The 19,665-nt window shown below is 70.7% G+C and carries 17 protein-coding genes and 2 tRNA genes; 5 read left to right on the top strand and 14 right to left on the bottom strand.

From position 1 onward, the window contains the following. Window positions 1–325: 325 nt before the first annotated feature. Window positions 326–399, bottom strand: a tRNA-Lys gene (locus FPZ41_RS25115). 241 nt (window positions 400–640) lie between these two features. On the opposite strand from FPZ41_RS25115, the gene FPZ41_RS25110 reads away from it, so the two are divergent. The 4 genes from FPZ41_RS25110 (at window position 641) to FPZ41_RS25095 (ending at window position 5,924) form a co-directional block, all read left to right on the top strand. Next, window positions 641–1,987: a peptidoglycan-binding protein gene (locus FPZ41_RS25110; protein ID WP_152865977.1), complete on the top strand. Its 1,347-nt coding sequence runs from the start codon at window positions 641–643 to the stop codon at window positions 1,985–1,987. Window positions 1,988–2,125: 138 nt separating this feature from the next. Continuing rightward, window positions 2,126–3,271, top strand: coding sequence for an SPFH domain-containing protein (locus FPZ41_RS25105; RefSeq protein WP_152865976.1), 1,146 nt, complete (start codon window positions 2,126–2,128; stop codon window positions 3,269–3,271). A 232-nt stretch (window positions 3,272–3,503) separates the two neighbouring features. Further along, on the top strand, window positions 3,504–4,109 hold the full coding sequence (locus FPZ41_RS25100; RefSeq protein ID WP_152865975.1) for a lytic polysaccharide monooxygenase auxiliary activity family 9 protein: 606 nt from the start codon (window positions 3,504–3,506) through the stop codon (window positions 4,107–4,109). 132 nt (window positions 4,110–4,241) lie between these two features. Then, entirely contained in the window at window positions 4,242–5,924 is a 1,683-nt protein-coding gene (locus FPZ41_RS25095) for a long-chain-fatty-acid--CoA ligase (protein ID WP_152865974.1), read from the top strand. A 129-nt stretch (window positions 5,925–6,053) separates the two neighbouring features. Here FPZ41_RS25095 and FPZ41_RS25090 read toward each other — a convergent pair. From FPZ41_RS25090 to ehuB, 6 genes are all read right to left on the bottom strand, one after another. Then, window positions 6,054–6,127, bottom strand: a tRNA-Lys gene (locus FPZ41_RS25090). 150 nt (window positions 6,128–6,277) lie between these two features. Then, window positions 6,278–7,036, bottom strand: a complete 759-nt coding sequence (locus tag FPZ41_RS25085) for an IclR family transcriptional regulator (RefSeq protein WP_322620693.1) — start codon at window positions 7,034–7,036, stop codon at window positions 6,278–6,280. A 214-nt stretch (window positions 7,037–7,250) separates the two neighbouring features. Next, on the bottom strand, window positions 7,251–8,027 hold the full coding sequence (gene ehuA, locus FPZ41_RS25080; RefSeq protein ID WP_152865973.1) for an ectoine/hydroxyectoine ABC transporter ATP-binding protein EhuA: 777 nt from the start codon (window positions 8,025–8,027) through the stop codon (window positions 7,251–7,253). Between the two features lie 189 nt (window positions 8,028–8,216). Then, window positions 8,217–8,867, bottom strand: a complete 651-nt coding sequence (gene ehuD, locus FPZ41_RS25075; protein ID WP_131569275.1) for an ectoine/hydroxyectoine ABC transporter permease subunit EhuD — start codon at window positions 8,865–8,867, stop codon at window positions 8,217–8,219. Continuing rightward, on the bottom strand, window positions 8,867–9,589 hold the full coding sequence (gene ehuC / locus FPZ41_RS25070) for an ectoine/hydroxyectoine ABC transporter permease subunit EhuC (protein ID WP_152865972.1): 723 nt from the start codon (window positions 9,587–9,589) through the stop codon (window positions 8,867–8,869). The genes ehuD and ehuC overlap by 1 nt, the downstream gene beginning before the upstream one ends. Then, the gene (gene ehuB, locus FPZ41_RS25065) at window positions 9,586–10,512 is read right to left on the bottom strand and encodes an ectoine/hydroxyectoine ABC transporter substrate-binding protein EhuB (RefSeq protein ID WP_152865971.1); all 927 of its coding nucleotides are present in this window, start codon (window positions 10,510–10,512) and stop codon (window positions 9,586–9,588) included. The genes ehuC and ehuB overlap by 4 nt, the downstream gene beginning before the upstream one ends. Before the next feature lie 107 nt (window positions 10,513–10,619). Here ehuB and FPZ41_RS25060 point away from each other — a divergent pair, with 107 nt between their 5' ends. Then, entirely contained in the window at window positions 10,620–11,117 is a 498-nt protein-coding gene (locus FPZ41_RS25060) for a DUF3830 family protein (RefSeq protein ID WP_165935163.1), read from the top strand. Between the two features lie 250 nt (window positions 11,118–11,367). On the opposite strand, the gene FPZ41_RS25055 is transcribed toward FPZ41_RS25060, so the two are convergent. The 7 genes from FPZ41_RS25055 to FPZ41_RS25025 form a co-directional block, all read right to left on the bottom strand. Then, the gene (locus FPZ41_RS25055) at window positions 11,368–12,873 is read right to left on the bottom strand and encodes an MFS transporter (protein WP_152865970.1); all 1,506 of its coding nucleotides are present in this window, start codon (window positions 12,871–12,873) and stop codon (window positions 11,368–11,370) included. A gap of 88 nt (window positions 12,874–12,961) precedes the next feature. After that, entirely contained in the window at window positions 12,962–13,984 is a 1,023-nt protein-coding gene (gene fbaA / locus FPZ41_RS25050; protein WP_131563182.1) for a class II fructose-bisphosphate aldolase, read from the bottom strand. A gap of 221 nt (window positions 13,985–14,205) precedes the next feature. Next, window positions 14,206–14,778: an orotate phosphoribosyltransferase gene (pyrE, locus tag FPZ41_RS25045; protein ID WP_152865969.1), complete on the bottom strand. Its 573-nt coding sequence runs from the start codon at window positions 14,776–14,778 to the stop codon at window positions 14,206–14,208. 22 nt (window positions 14,779–14,800) lie between these two features. Beyond that, window positions 14,801–15,595: an aldose epimerase family protein gene (locus FPZ41_RS25040; RefSeq protein ID WP_322620692.1), complete on the bottom strand. Its 795-nt coding sequence runs from the start codon at window positions 15,593–15,595 to the stop codon at window positions 14,801–14,803. 67 nt (window positions 15,596–15,662) lie between these two features. Then, complete coding sequence (locus FPZ41_RS25035; protein ID WP_152865968.1) at window positions 15,663–16,535, bottom strand: SRPBCC family protein; 873 nt, start codon at window positions 16,533–16,535, stop codon at window positions 15,663–15,665. A gap of 112 nt (window positions 16,536–16,647) precedes the next feature. Then, window positions 16,648–18,318 carry a polyamine aminopropyltransferase gene (locus FPZ41_RS25030; RefSeq protein WP_322620691.1) on the bottom strand — a complete coding sequence of 557 codons (1,671 nt, stop codon included), beginning with the start codon at window positions 18,316–18,318 and terminating at the stop codon, window positions 16,648–16,650. Window positions 18,319–18,476: 158 nt separating this feature from the next. Further along, the gene (locus FPZ41_RS25025) at window positions 18,477–19,037 is read right to left on the bottom strand and encodes a DUF2617 family protein (RefSeq protein WP_152865966.1); all 561 of its coding nucleotides are present in this window, start codon (window positions 19,035–19,037) and stop codon (window positions 18,477–18,479) included. Window positions 19,038–19,665 lie beyond the last annotated feature (628 nt).

The following is a 19,665-nucleotide window of genomic DNA, read 5'->3' as shown; positions in this document are numbered from 1 at the left end:
CACGTGATCTACACCTTATAGACACGGGACGAGGGCCTTCCGGTTGCATGATGCCCCCCTCGGCATCCGTTCACTAACGGGGACCCCCATTCCCCGCCAGGGCCGAACCCGGCCCAAGCCCCCCAACTGCCGTGTATCCGCAGTCTCTTACGGCCCAGGGTTCTACGGTGTTCAGCATGATCGCAAGATGCGAAACGCGCTGTTTACCGGTCATACGGGCACATTGGGGTGCGGGAACGCGCACTTTCGGGCGTAGGTGCACTCGCATGGTGACGTCGGCATATGCAGAGAGGCCTCTCGCCGCGCGAGAGGCCTCTCTGGTCGGTGCGCCGCCAGGGACTCGAACCCCGGACCCGCTGATTAAGAGTCAGCTGCTCTAACCAACTGAGCTAGCGGCGCCTGCTGACCCAGGAAACTCTACCGGATCCGGAAGGGTGCTCCTGCCCCGCCGCCCCGCGCGGCAGGTCGCAGGACGAGCCGCTTCGGCGGCCTTTCGTGTCCGTGGACGTCTGAGTGTCCCTCATTCGATGGCGCGCGTACATCATTTGGACCGTCAACATGCGACACCGGATGACAGTTGAGAAACTGACGACCGTGCGGAAACGAAGAAAATTCCAGCCGACGGGCGGAAGGGAATGGCATGGGAACCCCGGTATTCGAGGAATTCGACCCCGCGAGTGACTGCGAATGCCCCGGATGTGTGTACTGGCGGCGGGTCGTGGCGCGTTCCCGGGTGCAGGGGAACGTCGGCCATCCGGCGGCCCGCCGTGGCGTCGTTCTGGTGGCCACGGCCGCCGCGGCGGGCACGGCACTCGGCGTGGGGCACGCCGTGCCGGCGGTCGCGGCCGTCCACGGGCCCGCCGTGCCCGGCGTTCCCGCAGATGACGGGCCCGACACACCCCAGGGGCGCCAGGCTCCGCTGCACGGCCCGGCGGGGCAGGCAACGCCCGCCGGCCCTCCCTCGGACGCCACCAGGCTTCCCTCGATCACCCGGACGGAGATCATCAACCGGGCCAGGACATGGGTCGCGGCGCAGGTCCCGTACAGCATGACGTCGTACTGGTCGGACGGTTACCGGCAGGACTGCTCGGGCTTTGTCTCGATGGCCTGGAACCTGGGGCAGAACGAATGGACGGGCAGCCTCGACAAGTACGGCGTGCGGATTTCGAAGGACGAACTGCAGCCCGGTGACATGCTTCTGTTCCACAATCCGGCCGACCCGCAGAACGGCTCGCACGTGGTCATTTTCGGGGGCTGGACGGACTCCACGCGCGCCTATTACGTCGCGTACGAGTCGACCCGTCCGCACGCTCGGAGGCAGGTCACCCCGTACGCCTACTGGAAGAATTCGAGCCGCTATGTGCCGTACCGCTACAAGGGGCTGGTGGCGGGGAGTGCGGGGGCGGTGTCGGAGGAGTCCGGGGCCGCCGACGAGTACCCCGGAGCGGTGTACTTCGGGCCGGGCGCGAACAACGCGTACGTCACCCGATTGGGGCGCATGCTCGCGGAACGGGGCGCGTCGCGCTTCTACACCACCGGTCCGGGGCCGGTCTGGACTGAGGCGGACCGCAGGGCAACCCGGGCGTTCCAGGAGGCCCAGGGGTGGAGCGGATCGGCCGCGGACGGGCTGCCGGGGCCGACGACGTGGGAGTACCTGGTCGAAGGGCTGGGGCAGGACGTTCCGGCGGCGGAGCGCGTGGGGGCGACCGGGAGCCCCGGAGCGTCGGGCCGGAGCGCCTCGTACGGAGTGCCCGGCTATCCGGGGCGCGGGTTGTTCCGGCCCGGGGCGGACAACCCGTACGTCACCGAGTTGGGGCAGCGACTGGTGAAGAAAGGATTCGGCAAGTACTACGCCGTGGGTCCGGGGCCGCGCTGGACCGAGGCGGACCGGCGGAACGTGGAGGCGTTCCAGCGGGCCCAGGGGTGGCGCGGCGGGGCGGCGGACGGGTATCCGGGGCCGGAGACCTGGCGGCGCCTGAACTCCTGACGGTCCTTCCGCGGTTCGTCCGCGGTACGCCGGCGGTTCGTCCCGGGGTTCTTCCTGGGTCGCGTCCCGCGGTTCTTCCTGGGCCTCGTCCCGGGGTTCTTCCTGCGGTTCTTCCTGCGCGGAGGCATGGAGGCGCATATGAGTACGACCATTTCGCAGACACCGGAGCCGGAGAGGGTCGCTCGACCGGCCCGGCTCATTCAGAACGAGGCGACCACCGAGATCCCCGTACACCTGCTGTTCCGGGACGACATCGACTCGGTGGCCGTGCCGCTGGCGCCCACCGTCGTGGGGCGGCGCCGGGGGACCGGGGAGCAGCCGCGGGTGCGGCAGGGCCTGCCGGGCACGGTGCGGCCACGGCCCGCGCCCGAAGTCGACCCGGATCTGGTCGAGCGGCCCGCACGGGTGCTGCCCGGAGTGGCCGGGGTGCTGGCCGGGACGTGTGGGGTGGCCGGATGTGTGCTCACCTCGTGGTGGGCCGGGGTGTTGCCGAAGGCCGTACTGGCGGCGTCGGGGCTGCCCGAGTCCCCGGGGGCAGGGCTCGGTCCGGCGCTGTGGGCCGCGTACGCCGGGGCCGGCACGCTCGGACTGTTCGGGTTCGGCGGGCTCGCGCGAGGCCGGACCGGACAGGCCTGGGTGCTCGGGCTGTTCGGGCGGTACCGCGGGACCGTGCGGCGCACGGGGCTCATGTGGGTCAACCCGCTGGTGCTGCGTCGCCGGGTCGACGTACGGCTGCGGCACTGGCGCAGCGAGCCGATGCCGGCCGTCGACGCGGGCGGGGTGGCGCTCCGCGTTGTCGTGCTCGTCGCCTGGCGGGTCAAGGACACCGCGCGGGCGACGCTCGGGATCGAGGACCACGAGCAGTATCTGCGCGAGTGTGTGGAGGCCGCGTTGGCCCGGGTGCTCTCACGGCTCCCGGCCGACGTGCCGCCCGCCGCCCTCGTCAAGGACGCGACCCTGCGCAACACCGAGGCGGTGAGCGAGTCGCTGACCCGGCTCGTGGCGGCGGACGCGGCGCCGGTGGGCCTGGAGGTGTTCTCCGCCCAGCCGACCCGGATCGAGTACGCGCCCGAGGTGGCCGCCGTCATGCAGCGCCGCCGGATCGCCGCGCTCGACGCCCAGCACCGCGACACGGTGCTCTCCTCGGTCGTCGACTCGGTCGAGGACACCGTGACCCGGCTGACCATGCGCGGCCTGGTCGAACTGGACGACTACGAGCGCAAGGCGCTGGTGAAGGACCTCACCGTGGCGTTCTGTACAGGCCGGGGCGAAGTGTCCACCTGATTCCCTGATTCCCCGATTTCTCGGTTCCTCGATTCCCTTCGGATTGGTATGGACATGTTCAAGCGCCGCCCCTAATCTGAGGCTTGGTCTAGACCTGAAGGATCCGAAAGGCCTGAAGGGCCTGAAAGATCCGAAACCCGTATGTGTCCTCACACGCGTACGGGTACTCCCCACCGCATCGCGATGCGCACGCACGGCTCACGGAACTCCCCACGTTCTCCAGGAGCACAGCATGCGTCAGAAAACCAAGTGGTACGCGGCCGCGGTCGGCCTCGCCACGACGGGAGCCCTCGTGCTCTCCAGCGGCGGCGCCTCCGGGCACGGCTACACCGATCTCCCCATCAGCCGGCAGAAGCTCTGTCAGAACGGCACGGTCACGGGCTGCGGCGACATCCAGTACGAGCCGCAGAGCGTCGAGGGGCCGAAGGGCTTCCCGGGCTCCGGGCCGGCCGACGGTCAGCTCTGCTCCGGCGGGGTCGGCCGGTTCGGCCAGCTCAACTCGGCCACCAAGCCGGGTGGCGGCGCCTGGCCCACGACCAAGGTGACGGGCGGCCAGGACTACACGTTCCGCTGGCAGTTCACCGCCATGCACGCCACGACCGACTTCAAGTACTACGTCACCAAGCCGGGCTGGAACCAGAACGGGGCACTGTCCCGTTCGGACCTCAACCTCACCCCGTTCTTCACGGTCCCGTACAACGGCCAGCGCCCGCCGTCCACGCTCTCCCACACCGGGAGGCTGCCGTCCGGCCTGAGTGGCCACCACGTCATCCTCGCCGTGTGGACCATCTCGGACACGGGCAACGCGTTCTACGCCTGCTCGGACGTCACGTTCTGATCCGGCGTGGATAGGGTCGCGTGCGCCGGGGCTGCCGGTTCCGGCTCCGGCGCACGCGGCTGGCTTCGCCTCCGTCCCCAGGCTGCCGCATCCTCTCCCTATCTGACGTGACGTCAGCTACCGTGCGCCCTCATGGAGTCCACGAGGCGTACCGTCGCGGAGCTCGTCGCCGCCCGCTGGGGTGACCACCGGCCGGGACTGTGGTTCGAGGACCGGGTGCTGAGCCAGCACGAGGTCGCCGCCGCGGCCGCGGCGCGGGCGGCACTGCTGGGTGATCTGCTGCAGCCAGGAGCCGAGCCGCACGTGGGCGTGCTGCTCGACAACACCCCCGAGTACCCGCTGTGGATCGCCGCGGCCGCCCTGTCCGGCGCCGCCGTCGCCGGGATCAACCCCACCCGCCGGGGCCCGGAGCTGGCCCGCGACATCCTGCACACCGACTGCCGGGTCCTCGTCACCGAACGGACCCACCTCCCGCTGCTCGACGGCCTCGACCTGCCGGGCCTACGCCTGCTGGTGACCGACACGGAGGCGTACGAGGACCTGCTCGCGCCGTACGCCGACGCCGAGCCGGACCCCGCCCGGGCCGCGCCCGACGACCGCCTCCTCCTCTACTTCACCTCCGGCTCGACCGGTGCGCCCAAGGCCGCGATCTGCTCCCAGGGGCGGCTCGCGGCGGCCGGACGGTCGCTGGTCGGCCAGTTCGGGGTGCGGCCGGACGACGTGCACTACGTCTGCATGCCGATGTTCCACGGCAACGCGGTGATCGCCGACTGGGCGCCCGCGCTCACGGCCGGCGCCGGGGTCGCGCTGCGGCGGCGGTTCTCGGCGTCGCGGTTCCTGGACGACGTACGGGCCTACGGGGCGACGTACTTCACCTATGTCGGACGTGCCGTGCAGTACATCCTGGCCACCGAGCCTCGCCCCGACGACCGGGGCCACGCGCTGCGGCTCGGCTTCGGGACGGAGGCGGGCGCGGTGGACGCGGCGGCCTTCGAGGAACGCTTCGGGGCGCGGCTCGTGGAGGGCTACGGCTCCTCCGAGGGCGGGGCCGCCATCCAGTGGACGCCCGGCACTCCGGCCGGTGCGATCGGGCGGGCGGCTCCCCGGGACGACCTGGCGGTGGTGGACCCGGTGACGCGGGCGGAGTGCCCGCGTGCCGAGTTCGCCGCCGACGGCCGGCTGCTCAACGGGGACGAGGCGATAGGCGAGCTGGTGAACCGCGGCCCCAACCCCTTCGAGGGCTACTGGAGGAACCCCGAGGCGGACGCGGCACGGCAGAGATGGGGATCCCCCCGCTCAAGCGAAGCCGAGAGTGGGGGAGGCTGGTACTGGACGGGGGACCTCTTCTACCGGGACACGGACGGCTTCCTGTACTTCGCCGGCCGCACGGACGACCGCCTCCGCGTCGACAGCGAGAACCTCGCCGCCGCGATGATCGAGAACATCCTCGCCCGGTACGAGGGCGCCGACGCGGTCGCCGTGTACGCGGTGCCCGACCCGGTGGCCGGCGACCAGGTGATGGCGACGCTGGCCGGCACCTTCGACGCGCTCGCCTTCGGTGCGTTCCTGCTGGCCCAGCCCGACCTGGGGACCAAGATGGCGCCGCGGTTCGTCCGGGTCGTGGGGCGGATGCCGGTCACGGCCACGAACAAGATCCACCGGGTACGGCTGCGTCGCGAGGGCTTCCGGTGCCCGGACCCGGTGTGGTGGCGGCCGCCGGGGGAGTCCGCGTACCGGCGGCTGGACGCGCAGGACGTGGCGGGGCTGGTGGCGGAGTACCGGGTGCGGGGGAGGGAAGGGCTGCTGGCCGGGTAACGGCGAGGGCCACTGTGGCTCAGGGGGTGTGGGTGGCGAAGCCCCCACAACGCGCGGCGAAGCCGCGCAGAAACGACGATGGCGAGGCGTGTTCGCGCTTTCTGCGAACATGCCTCGCCATCGTCATCGTGCGCCGCCAGGGACTCGAACCCCGGACCCGCTGATTAAGAGTCAGCTGCTCTAACCAACTGAGCTAGCGGCGCAGACTCCGTCGTTTCCCGCTCTCGCGGTTGGCGACACGGAAAATATTACCCGGTCCGGAGGGGTGCTCCTGACCGCCCAAACGTGACCTGGATCTCCAGGTTTCCAGAGCTCGGGTTCCTGGATCGCCCGGTTTCTGGATCGCTCAGTTTCTAGAGCGCCAGGGACAGCAGCACGGGCGCCGCGCCCCGGTTCAGGGTGTCCGCCGCCTGCTTCAGCCGGTGTGCGTGCTCGACCGGCAGGGACAGCGCGAGGCAGCCGACGGAGGAGCCCGCCGTGATGGGGACGGCCGCGCAGACCGTGCCCACCGCGTACTCCTGGAGGTCGAGCACCGGCACCGTGGGCGTCTGGGCGTCCAGCTTGCTCAGCAGGACCCTCTCGTTGGTGATCGTGCGTGAGGTGAGGCGGGCGGGCCTGTGCCGGGAGAGGTGGTCCCGGCGGGCGTTCAGGTCGAGCTGCCCCAGCAGGGCCTTGCCGATCGCGCTGGCGTGCCCGGAGGAGCGGAAGTCCACCCACTCGTGCACGGCCGGGATCGTCGCGCTCTCGGCGCAGCCCGTGACGTTGATCTCGCCGTCGACGTACCGGCTGATGTAGACGGCGGCGCCCAGCGAGTCGCGCAGCCGGTCGAGGGTGTGCTGGAGCTTGTCGCGCAGGGCCAGGTCACGCTCGTGGGCGGAGCCGAGGCGGCTCAGGGCCTCCCCGGTCACATACGCGCCGTCGGTTATCTGCTCGATGTAGCCCTCACGCCGCAGCATCCGCAGGAGGGAGGTCAGCCGCTCCCTGCCGAGGCCGGTCTGGCGTGCGAGTTCGACGTCGGTGACGCCGGCGGAGCGGCGTGCCACGGTCTCCAGGACGCGCAGGGCGTCCTGTGCCGAGTGGTACGGCGCGGTCGGCTCGTGCTTGAGCGCCACGGTTCCCCCTGCGCTTCTCGGGCCGCTTTTTGGACAGCCAAGCGATGCTTGCCGTTGTCCACGATACGGCCCAAGAAGCGTACGGGGAGGGGTTGTTCGCGAGAAAGTTGACGCACCACCGGGGCCCCCAACAGCGATGCCAGCACTCTGGCATATGCCAAAGTCATGACCCAGGCGGCATGACCTGGGGTATTGAAGCGTTCACTTCTCGTAATCAGAGGACCGCGCCGAGGAACTCCCGCGTTCGTTCGTGCTCGGGATCACCGAAGATCTTCTCGGGCGGCCCGGACTCGATCACATGGCCGGAATCGAACATGAGAACTTGGTCCGAGATGTCCCGGGCGAAGTTCATCTCATGGGTCACGCACAGCATCGTGATGTCGGTGGTGCGGGCGATGTCACGGAGGACGTCGAGCACGCCCGCGACCAGCTCGGGGTCGAGCGCCGAGGTCACCTCGTCGAGCAGCAGCACCTGCGGCCGCATCGCCAGTGCCCGGGCGATCGCCACCCGCTGCTGCTGCCCGCCGGACAGCTGCGTCGGATAGGCGTCGCACTTGTCCGCGAGGCCCACCAGGTCCAGCAGCTCGCGGGCCCGCTGCTCGGCCTCGTCCTTGGACATGCCGAGGACGGTGACCGGGGCCTCGGTGATGTTGCGCAGCACGTTCATGTTCGGGAAGAGGTTGAACTGCTGGAAGACCATCCCGATCTTCTTGCGCACCTCGCGGACCTGCTTCTCGCTCGCCGGGAAGAGCTGGTCCCCGGCGACGGTGATCGTGCCCTCGTCGGGCTTCATCAGCGTCATCAGCAGCCGCAGGATCGTGGTCTTGCCCGAGCCCGACGGCCCGATCAGCGTGACGTGCTTGCCCGCGTCCACGGAGAAGTCGAGCCCGTCGAGGACCGTGTTGCTCCCGAACCTCTTGGTCACGTGGTCGAAGCGGATCAGCTCGCTGCCGTCCACAGGCGGGTTGGTATGGGAACCGGGGTCTGTCATCAGGGCTCCTAAGAAAGGGGTTTGGGTCGCTGAGGGAGGGTGCGTGGGGTGGGCTGACCTGGTCGTGCGCTCGCGGGTGCACGCGCTGTCGGCCTGCGGGGCAGCCCCTGCTCCACTGGAGTGCCGGTTCAGGGGCTCCCCGCCGTGCTGACGTTCCGTGGTGCTCGTTCTCACCGCTCCGGAACGGTGTCAGCGGACAAGACGTCGCTCCAGTCCTCGCAGAAGGACGGACGCCAGGTAGGAGATGAGGATGAAGGCCACACCGATGACCGTGAGCGGCTCGGTGAACTGGAAGTTCTGCTGCGAGAACAGCCGTGCCTCGCCCAGCATGTCCAGCACCGTGATCGCCATCAGCAACGGTGTGTCCTTCAGCATCGCGATCACGTAGTTGCCGAGCGCGGGCACCACCCGGCGGACCGCCTGGGGCAGGATCACCGCCGTCCATGTGCGCCGCAGCGGCAGGTTCAGTGCCGTGGCCGCCTCCCACTGGCCGACGGGCACCGCATCGATGCCGGCCCGGTAGACCTGCATCGTGTACGTCGAGTAGTGCAGCCCGATCGCGACGACGCCGGTGGTCAGCGCGGAGAACGTGATGTTCCACTCGGGCAGCACGTAGAAGAGGAAGAACAGCTGCACCAGCAGCGGGGTGTTCCGGATGAACTCGGTGACCGCCCCGACCGGCCAGCGGACGAACCGGCTCGGCGTGCGCATCAGCAGCGCCCACACCAGGCCGAGTACGAAGGAGATGACCGATCCCAGGGCCAGGGCCTGCAGGGTGACCAGCAGTCCGTCCCAGAAGTGCGGCATGAAGTCGGCGACAGCGCCCCAGTCCCACTGCATCACGCACCACCTCCGACCTTGACCGCGCCCGCGCCGTCGGACACGCGTGCCTGAGCCGGCACCGTCTTGCGTGGTGCCTTTCCGACGCCCGCCTTCAACTGCCGCTCCAGCCCGCGCATCACCCGCGTCAGCAGGAACGCGATCACGAAGTAGATCAGCAGGATGTACGTGTAGATCTCCGCGCTCTCCTGGAGGGCCAGCCGCACCAGGTTGCCGCTGAACGCCAGGTCGCCCATGCCCATGACCGACACCAGGGCGGTGCCCTTGAGCAGCTCGATCAGCAGGTTCGAGAACGGCGGGATCATCTCCGGCACCGCCTGCGGCAGCAGGATCAGCCGCATCCGCTGCCACGGCGTGAAGCTCAGCGCGATCCCGCCCTCACGCTGCGCCGGGTCCACCGCGGTGAGCGCACCGCGCACGATCTCCGCGCCGTACGCCCCGTACGTCAGCCCGAGCGCCAGCGTGCCCGCCCACATCGGCACCAGCTGCCAGCCGAACGCGGGCGGCAGCACGAAGAACACCCAGAAGATCATGATCAGCGCGGATGTGCCGCGGAACACCTCGGTGTAGAAGCCCGCGAGGAAGCGGACGATCCACAACCGGTGGGTGCGGGCCACGCCGACCACGAAGGAGACGACCGTGGCCAGCAGCGCGCTGAGGACGAGCAGCTGGACGGTGACCCAGATGCCCTCGAGTACGAGTTCCCAGAGTCCCGAAGTCATCCGCGACAGAGCTCCTTCGCGGTCATGTCGGTCATCTCGTCCCTGGTGAAGCCGAAGGGCCCGAGGATGCGGAACAGTTCACCGCTCTCCTTCAGCTTCCGCAGTTCCGCGTTGAAGGCGTCACGCAGCCTCGTCTCGGTCGGCCGGAACGCGAACCCCCCGCCGTCCACATGCGGCTTCCCGTCGACGAGCGGCGCGAACGGCTCGGTGGCCTCGGCCTTCGCGGACTTCTTCACGACTTCGCGGACGGTGAGCGCCGTACCCGCGAACACGTCGGCCCGCCCGGCCTCCACGGCGTTCAGCCCCGCGACCTGGTCGGGCACGATCAGGATGTCGCTCTCCTTGTAGCCCGCCTCGACGGCGTACCCGATCTCGGCGTACCCCGTACCGGTGGCGAACTTCGCCTTCTTCTCGACGATGTCCGCGTAGTCGTGCAGCCCTTTGGGATTCCCCTTCCGCACGATGAAGGCGTCCTTCATCTGGTAGTCCGGATCGGAGAAGATCACCTGTTCGCAGCGCTCGGGATTGATGTACATCCCGGCCGAGACGACGTCGAACTGCTGTGAGCCGAGCCCGGGTATGAGTGAGCCGAACTCGGTGGGCACGGGCTGGACGCGTTCGACGCCGAGCCGCTTGAAAATCACCTTGGCCAGCTCGGGCGCCTCACCCGTCAGCTCGCCGTTCGTGTCGATGTAGCCGAAGGGGACCTCGCCGGCGATCCCGAGCCGGGCAACTCCCTGCGCCTTGAGCCGGTCGAGCAGGTCACCGCCTTCCACGCCCGCCGCCGCGGTGGGGACCCGGCTGCATCCGGCGGCACCCAGCGCGCCGAAGGCCGCGACGCCTGCGAGCAGCGACCTCCGGCTCGGCCCTCTTGTCCCTGTCTCGTCGTGTTCGTCTGCGTCTTTCCGAAGTGGTGGAGCCATGGCCGCGCGGCTACCCGAGACGATGCGATTCATGCAGATCGCTTTCGGCCCCGTCCGCGGGCGAGGCCCCCTTGACGCCGGCGGGCCCACCGCATGCCATGGAGGGCATGACCGACCGCTACATCGAAGTCTCGCTGGTCAAACGGCAGGTCCACTGCACGGCAAAACTCCTCGACGACCGCGCGCCGATCACCTGCGCGGCGGTCTGGGACGCTCTTCCGCTGGCCGGCGACGTCTATCACGCCAAATACGCCCGAAACGAGATCTATGCCCTCTTCCCGGCATTCGCGGCATCGGAGCCCCCGCTGGAGAACCCGACGGTGACCCCGATCCCCGGAGACCTGTGCTACTTCGCCTTCTCGGGCACGGAACTGGGCACCCAGGCCTACGGCTACGACCGCGACGTCCGCCCCGGCACGACGGTCGTGGACCTGGCCCTCTTCTACGAGCGCAACAACCTGCTCCTCAACGGGGATGTGGGCTGGGTGCCCGGGATCGTGTGGGGGCAGGTGGTGGAGGGCCTGGACGACATGGCGGAAGCGTGCAACGACCTGTGGAGGGCGGGAGCGCTGGGGGAGAACCTGCGGTTCCGCCGCCTGGAATAGTCCCCGGGCCCCGGCGCCGCAGGAGGACGCCCCTGCGGCCCCTACCCGCGCCGCTCCTCAAACGCTGGAGGGGCTGGATTGTGTGGGCCGGGGCCGGGATCTTCCGGCTGAGGATTTTCAGCCGAGGCCAGGCACAACCCAGCCCGTCATGGGGGTCCCCCCTGGTCGAGCGAAGCCGAGAGCTTGGGGGAGTTTGAGGACGAGGCCGTTCAGGCCGATGCGGGGGGCTGGGGGCGGCAGCCCCCAGGGGTCACTTGCCCGGCGAGGCCGCGCCCTCCGCGCCCCCCTCCAGCGGCGGAGCCGTCAGGCAGCAGTGGGTGTGGCGCTCGGGATGGCGGCACTCCGGCACGGGCCGCCGTACCGTCGTGAAAGCGACGACCGCGCCCACCACGAGGACGCCCGCGCACAGCGGCATCGCCCGCTGGAAGGCGGCGCCGAAGGCGTGCGCCGAGCGGTAGGCCTCCGAGCTCATCCCGGTGAGCAGGGGCAACGCGGCCACGGCGATGAGACTGGCCGCGCGGGCCGCCGCGTTGTTGACGCCGCTCGCGATCCCCGCGTGCTCGGTGTCGACGGAGGCCAGGACCGTGGCGGTGAGCGGCGCGACCAGGGTGACCATGCCGAGGCCCAGGACCAGCAGCGCGGGCAGAACGTCCGTGACGTACGAGGCGTGCGGCCCCACCCGCAGCATCAGCAGCATGCCCGCCGCGCACACCAGCGGTCCGACCGTGAGCGGGATGCGCGGGCCGATCCGTTCGCCCAGCTCGCCCGAGCGCGCCGACAGCAGGAGCATCAGCACGGTCACGGGCAGCAGGGCCGTACCGGCGCCGAGGGCCGAGTAGCCCGACACCACCTGGAGCTGGACCGCCGCCAGGAAGAAGAAGCCGCCGAAGGCCGCGTACACGCACAGGGTGACCAGGTTGACCGCGGTGAACTGCCGCGAGGAGAACATCTCCAGCGGCATCATCGGGTCCCGAAGCCGGCGCTCGACGTACACGAAGGCCACCCCGGCCGCCAGCCCCGCCACCGCCGTCACGGTCACCAGCGCCGTGCTCAGTTGCCCGGCCTCGATCAGCGCGTACGTCACCAGGGCCAGGCACAGGGCGCCGAGAGCCGCGCCGACGACGTCGAAGCGGCCGTGGGCCCGCGGGTCCGAGGACTCCGGTACGTGACGGACGGCGACGGGCACGCACAGGGCCGCGAGCGGGACGTTCAGCAGGAACACCCAGCGCCAGCCCGGCCCGTCCACCAGCCAGCCGCCCAGGAACGGGCCGACCGCCGCGCCGATCCCGCCGAATCCGGACCACAGGCCCACGGCCCGCCCCCGGTCGTCGGGGTGGAAGGAGGCCTGGATCAGGGCGAGCGAGCCGGGGGTGAGGAGGGCGCCGCCGATGCCCTGGAGGGCGCGGGCCACGATGAGCACACCCGCGCTGGGGGCGATCCCGCACAGCAGCGACGCGGCCGCGAACCACACCACGCCCAGCACGAAGATCCGCCGCCGCCCGAACCGGTCGCCCAGGGCACCGCCGAGGAGGATGAGCCCGGCCAGCGTCACCATGTACGCGTTGAGCGTCCACTGCAGAGCGGCCAGGTCGGCGTTCAGGTCGCGCCCGATCCATGGCAGCGCGACGTTGACCACGGTCGAGTCCAGCATCGCCATGCTGGAGCCGAGCACCGTGGTCAGCAGGATCCACTTCCCCCGCGGGGAGGCGAGCCTGACAGCCGTGTTCTCGCTGTTCTCGCTCGACGGCGCTGCCATGCTTCGGAGCATACGGAAGGGCCCGGCACCACAGCAGGTGCCGGGCCCGACCGAAGCAGACCGAATCGGACCGAATCAGCCGATCCGCTTATTTGATCTTCGTGCCCGTCGAGCGCAGGTGCTGGCAGGCCTCGAGGACGCGCTTGGCCATCGACGCCTCGGCGACCTTGCCCCAGGTGCGCGGGTCGTACGTCTTCTTCGAGCCGACCTCGCCGTCGACCTTCAGGACGCCGTCGTAGTTCTTGAACATGTGGTCGGCGACCGGGCGCGTGAAGGCGTACTGCGTGTCCGTGTCGATGTTCATCTTGACGACGCCGTTCTCCAGCGCGGTCTGGATCTCCTGCTCGGAGGAGCCGGAACCGCCGTGGAAGACGAAGTCGAACGGGGACTCCTTGCCGAACCGGGCGGCGACGCCCTCGTTCAGCTCCTTCAGGAGCTCGGGGCGCAGGACGACGTTGCCCGGCTTGTAGACGCCGTGGACGTTGCCGAAGGAGGCGGCCAGCAGGTAGCGCCCCTTCTCGCCGAGACCGAGGGCCTCGGCCGTGCGGATGGCGTCGTCGACGGTCGTGTAGAGGGAGTCGTTGATCTCGTGCGAGACGCCGTCCTCCTCGCCGCCCGTCGGAGTGATCTCGACCTCAAGGATGATCTTCGCGGCGGCGGCGCGGGCGAGCAGCTCCTGCCCGATCGCCAGGTTGTCGGCCAGGGTCTCGGCAGAGCCGTCCCACATGTGCGACTGGAAGAGGGGGTTCTCGCCGCGGGCGACCCGCTCCTCCGACACCGCGAGCAGCGGCCGCACATACCCGTCGAGCTTGTCCTTCGGGCAGTGGTCCGTGTGCAGGGCGACGGTGATGTCGTACTTCTTGGCGACGATGTGCGCGAACTCGGCCAGGGCCACGGCTCCGGTGACCATGTCCTTGTTGTGCTGGCCGCCGAGGAACTCCGCACCACCCGTGGAGATCTGGATGATGCCGTCGCTCTCCGCCTCCGCGAAGCCGCGCAGCGCCGCGTGCAGGGTCTGGGAAGAGGTCACGTTGATGGCCGGGTAGGCGAACCTGCCTGCCTTCGCCCGGTCGAGCATCTCGTTGTAGACCTCGGGGGTTGCGATGGGCATCTGTCCGCTCCTCTATGTGCGGGTCGCGTACTGCTTGTCCAGCTGTACGGCTCTTCTGCTGCTTACGGCCCTGACCTAGACCTGGGGATGCGACGTCGTCGTCCCATCTTTCCAGACTTGGCCGGATGCTCCGGCCAAGGTGTCCCGATGTGTTCTCCGCCCTCGGCGCCCGCCGTCCGCGACGCCTTTCAGCCAGTCCAGTCAGTCCAGTCAGTCCAGTTTCAGTCCAGGCCCAACTCGTCCTTGGAGTAGGCGAAGAGGTACGGAACCCCGGCGCCCTCCTGGATCTTCTCGGCGGCGCCGGTGGCCCGGTCGACGATGGTCGCGACGGCCACGACCTCGGCGCCCGCCTCGCGCACGGCCTCGACGGCGGTGAGCGGGGAGCCGCCGGTGGTGGAGGTGTCCTCGACGACGAGCACGCGCCGCCCCGCGATCTCGGGCCCCTCGACCTGCCTCTGCAGCCCGTGCGCCTTGGCCGCCTTGCGCACGACGAAGGCGTCGAGCCGGCGACCGCGTGCCGCGGCGGCGTGCAGCATGGAGGCGGCCACGGGGTCGGCGCCCATGGTGAGCCCGCCGACCGCGTCGAAGTCGAGACCGGCGGTCAGGTCGAGCAGCACCTCGCCCACCAGCGGTGCGGCCTCGCCGTCCAGGGTGACGCGGCGCAGGTCCACGTAGTAGTCGGCCTCAAGACCCGACGACAGGGTCACCTTGCCGTGCACGACGGCCTTGTCCTTGATCTGCTGCAGCAGCGTGCCGCGTGTGCCCTGCGGCATTGCTTCGTCGACCTCACTCATGCGGCTCAGCTTACGAGCCGTCTCACAGCCGCCGCCAAGTCCAGGTGGCGGAGGCTTCGAGGGGCTCGATGGGGGTGACCAGGCGCGGGAGGGTGTTCAGGCCGTTGGGCGGGCCCGTCTGCGGCTCCACGCACACGGCTTCCGGCTGTTCGTCGTAGACCACGACCCACTCCTCACGGCTGGCGACCTTCAGCTCCAGTTGTCCGGGCCAGGTGAGGGTGACGTCGACGCCACCGGGCATGCCGAAGCAGTCGTCCCAGGGGCCGGGCCGGGGGTCGATGCGGTTGCCGGTGGGGAGGTGGTCGTCGCCGCGCTCCTCCTGCCAGGCGGCCGTGAAGTCGAGCCGTACGTCCTGTCCGCCGCCGCCCAGGTTCCGGTTGAACCAGGGGTGCCAGCCGATCTGCGCCGGGAAGGACGAGTCGTACGTCTCCACGGACATCGTGAGGGTGAAGGCGTCCTCGGTGAGGGCGAAGACCTGGGTGACGCGGCCGGAGTAGGGCCAGGGCTCCACCAGGTCGTACGTGATGACGGCCTCGTCCCCGGTCGCGCGGGCGATGTGCCAGGCGCCGTCGCGGGCGGTGCCGTGGATGGCGTGCGGCGGGGCGTTGAGCGGCATCTGATGGACGGCGCCCCCGCTCAGGAACCGGCCGTTCCTCGTCCGGCCGCACCACGGGACCATCGGGAAGCAGCCGAACCGCTCGCCCTGCCGGAGCAGTTCGGTCCCGCCGATCCGCAGCCCGCTCACCCGCCCGCCGTTGCCCGGCGCCAGGACAACCTCCGCGTCACCCGCGGCCAACGTGATGTGTTCGTTACTCACGGCACGACCCTAAGGGGTGCTCGCGGCTCTGGGAACGCAGCCCCTCCGGCGTTCGGGGAAGAGGAGTTCAGCGGCGTCTGCGGAGGGCCCGCGCCACGACGATGGCCGAGGCGAGAGCGAGCGCCGCGGCCGGGGCGGCCCAGCGGAGCGTGGGGCCGGTCACGACGGACTCGGGCACCGGCACGGGAGCGTAGCGGCCACGCGGCGGGGCGTGGTCCACCTCCTCCGCACTGCGACCGATCATCGTGCGCCGCGCGTGGGCGGCCTCGGCCGGGGGCTCCTCCTCCTCGGCGAAGGTCCCGGCCATCACGTCCTCCTCGGGCACCTCGGGCACCTCGGGCACCTCGGGCACCTCGGGCACCTCGGGCACCTCGGGCACCTCGGGCGCGAGATCGTCCTCCACGAGGGGCTCCTGCCCGGGCTTCTCCTCGGACTCCTGCTCACGCCCGGCCGGGGCGGGCGGCGTCGACTCCCCGGTGGGCGGTGTCGGCTGCTCCCCCGTGGGCGGCGTCGGCTCTCCCGCGGGCTCCCCCAGTCTCTCCGCGAAGCGGGTCAGGAGGCGGGTGGCCGCGGTGGTCACCGCGTCGTCGGGCAGTTCGGCGATGCGGCCGTCGGCCGTCGCCGTGCCGCCGAAGGCGACCGTCGTGCCGCCCTCCGCCGGAGCGAGCCGTACCGAGAGGGCCAGCTTCACCGAGCCGCTGCCCCGGGCCTCCGTGGCGTCGCCCTCTATCGCGTAGGAGCCGTCGTCCCGCACGGCGACACGGAGCGCACCGCGGTAGGTGATGGTGTGGCCGGCGACGCGTACCTTCAGGCGTCCGGCCACCGGTGCCGTACCCGCGTCCTGCTGGAGACCGGGCACCGCCCGGGCCACCCGTTCCGGGTCGGACAGGGCCGCCCTGAGCTGCTCGACGGGAACCGGAACGAACACCTCATGCTCCATGTCAGCCGAGCCTACCCACGGGCCGCCCGGTCTCACCCGTACATCCGCGTTTTCCTTCCTGTGGGCGTCGGCGTGGGCGTCGGCGTGGGCGTCGGTGGGGGCTGCGCGGGTCTCAGTCGCCGTACCGCGGGTGCACCAGCGTCGACGGCGGCAGGCCCTCGATACGGGTGGCGTCGGCTCGTCGCTCGGCCGCCGTGAGGGCCGCGGCGGTGAAGCGCCCCGTAGGGGAGAGGAGACCCGGAGCGGTCGTCGACGCGGGCGCGGACCGCTGGGCCGTGGCCGACGCCGAGGCCAGGACGAAGCCCCAGTCGCGCGGGCCCCGCGAGACGCCCGACGTACGGTCCGGTCCCGCCGCGAAGGAGGGGGCGCGGCCGTCCACGCAGTACGGCGTCGTGTGCAGCCCGGCCGCCCGTACCGTCGCGTCGACCGTCCAGAAGACGCGCGGCCGGGAGGCCACCGGCCCCGCGTGCACCACCAGGCGCCCGCCGGGGGCGAGGACCTTGCGGGCGAGGCCGTAGAACTCCTGCGAGTACAGCTTCGTGCTGGCCGTGATGCCCGGGTCGGGCAGGTCCGCGATCACGACGTCGTAGGCCGCGGGGTGTGCCTGCCGCAGCCAGGCGAAGGCGTCGGCCGTGAGGACGCGCACGCGTGGGTCGTCGTAGGCGTGGTCGTTGAGGGAGGACAGGGCGGAGTCGGTGCGCGCCAGACGGACCACGCCCGCGTCGGGTTCGACGACGTCCACCCGGCGCACGCCCGGGTGGCCCAGCACCTCGCGCGCCGTGAGGCCCTCGCCTCCGCCGAGGACGAGGACGCGTGCGTGGGGGCCGTTCATCGCGGGGTGGACGAGGGCCTCGTGGTAGCGGCGCTCGTCGCGGCCGCTGAACCGCAGGCGGCCGTCGAGGAAGAGGTCGAGCGGGTGGCCGTGGGTGCCGCCGGTGAGGACCACCTCCTGTACGCCGGTGTGCAGCGCGACCCGTACGTCCTTGCCGTAGAGCGCCTGCCGCGCGGCGCGTTCGAAGTCGTGGACCAGCACGGCGGCGGTGGCGAGGAGTCCGAGGACGACGGCGTTCGCGAGGAGCAGGAGCCAGCGGCCACGGCGGCTCAGGTCGCCGCGGAACAGGCCGAGTACGAGGGCGCCGCCGGCGACCGCGTTCACCGCGCCGGTGAGCACCGCGCTGGACAGCTGGCCCAGCCAGGGGAGCAGGAGGAAGGGGAACGCCAGGCCGCCGACGAGTGCGCCCACGTAGTCCGCGGCGAAGAGGTCCGCGACCGCGCCGCCCGCGTCCTGGCGGCGGATGCGCTGGATCAGCTCCATGAGCAGGGGGACTTCAGCGCCGATGAGCAGGCCGATGGCGAGGGAGAAGGCGACGAGGAGGTGGCGTGGGCCGTCCGTCCACAGCCCGCCCCAGTCACCGGTCCAGGCGAACACCGCGTACACCGCCATCGCGCTGCAGCCGCCGGTCAGGGCGAGGGCCGCCTCGATGGCGCCGAAGCCGGCCGCGGCGAGCCGGCGGAGCCGTTTCGCGGCGAGGGAGCCGATGCCCATCGCGAAGACCATCACGGAGACGACGACGGATGCCTGGGTGACCGAGTCGCCGGTCAAGTACGAGGCGAGGGCGACGAGTTCGAGTTCGTACACGAGTCCGCAGGCCGCGCAGACGAAAACGCACGCCAGGACCAGGAACCGGCCCGTACCCGTGCGGACCGGCAGCGGTGCCTGACCGCCGTGGCCGCGCCGGGGCGGTGGGGCGCCGGGGGGTGCCGGGGCGTGCGGTTCGATCACGCTAGGGAACGCTACGTCACGCCTGCGGTGCGCTTTGTCACCCACACGTGTGGAAGTCCCACTGCGTCGGGTGTCCGGAGTTTGTGAGGCCGATCCTGGGGGCTGCCGCCTCCAGACCCCCACTGTCCCCTTGAACGGCCTCTTGAACGGCCTCGCCCTCAAGCGCCGGACAGGCTGCTGGTAGCCGTACTGGGCTCAGGATGTGCTGCCGCCGGCACCCGTACTCCCACCCTCGTCCGCGTCGCCACCAGTTGGCCGTCCTGCGGGTAGGCGTGCCACGTACGCCAGTGGACCTGTCCCTCGTGCCGCTGGGCGAGCATCGCGGTGAACGCGTGCGGGCTGCCGGGGAAGACGCCGGCGAGGCCGTGGGGGTGGTCGGAGACAAGAGCGAGTAACTCCTGGGCGCGGCCGGCGAAGGAGCCGGGCGAGAGCACCTCCACGCGGGCCGCGAACTCGTACTCCCAGTCGTCGACGCGCTTGGCCACGCCGAGGGGAAGGGGCTCGCTGGAGCCCGCGATGCACGCGACCGTCTCCGAGCAGCCGCCGCGTTCCTCCTCCAGGAGCACCTGGTGGGATGCGCCGAGGAGTCTCAACTGGAGCTTGGCCCCGGTGAGTTCCAGATCGAGGGTGGCGAGCGCGGGCAGTGGCTCACGCCCCAGGGCCCAGGCCAGGTCGGCCGCGCGGGTGTCGGTGTAGGAGGTGTTCAGGGTCGTGAGCATCGGTCAGCTCCGCAAGCACGCAAAGAGAGGAGTGGGGAACGGAGTGGGGGGTTCCGGCGCGCCCCGGCCGGCACCGGGAGACGGGCCCGGTCAGCCGGATCGGATCAGTCAGATCAGGTGAGGACGCCCACATCGTTTGTCCGATTCGATCCGATCAGCCCGGTCAGGCCTGTCGGGTGAGGACGTCCGGGGGCTGCGTTGGTGATTTATAGGGAATCATGAACTGTGCCGCTACCACCGCGACTTTACCCAATTTTGTAGGATTTCCACCCCCGCGAGGGCTACCCAGTTCATCTGTTCAACCCGGCGTGCGCCCACCGCGCCGGAATGCCACTCGCGCGCCTGTTACGTGTACGGCGCTACGGGCAAGCGGGTGAGCACGTGAGCGCGGGGACGAATGTGCGTGTGCGTCTGTGCGTGCGCCCCCATGTGGGCAGTGAGCGAGATGAGCGCCATCGGACGCCGGCCTGTCCGCACGACGGCGACGCACAACGGCGAGCGCCCGCCGGGGGGTCGTCTACCGGCGGGCGCTCGTTTCTGGGTCCGGACGCGGTGCGCGCCTTGTCTTGTTCGCCTCAGTGGCGCGCGGAGCTCGGCTGCCCCGTGTCAGCCGCCTCCACCTCCGCCG

The sequence above is a fragment of the Streptomyces acidicola genome (assembly GCF_009377235.1).
In the GTDB taxonomy this organism is placed as follows: domain Bacteria; phylum Actinomycetota; class Actinomycetes; order Streptomycetales; family Streptomycetaceae; genus Streptomyces; species Streptomyces acidicola.
This window is presented reverse-complemented; position numbering and strand designations above follow the sequence as displayed.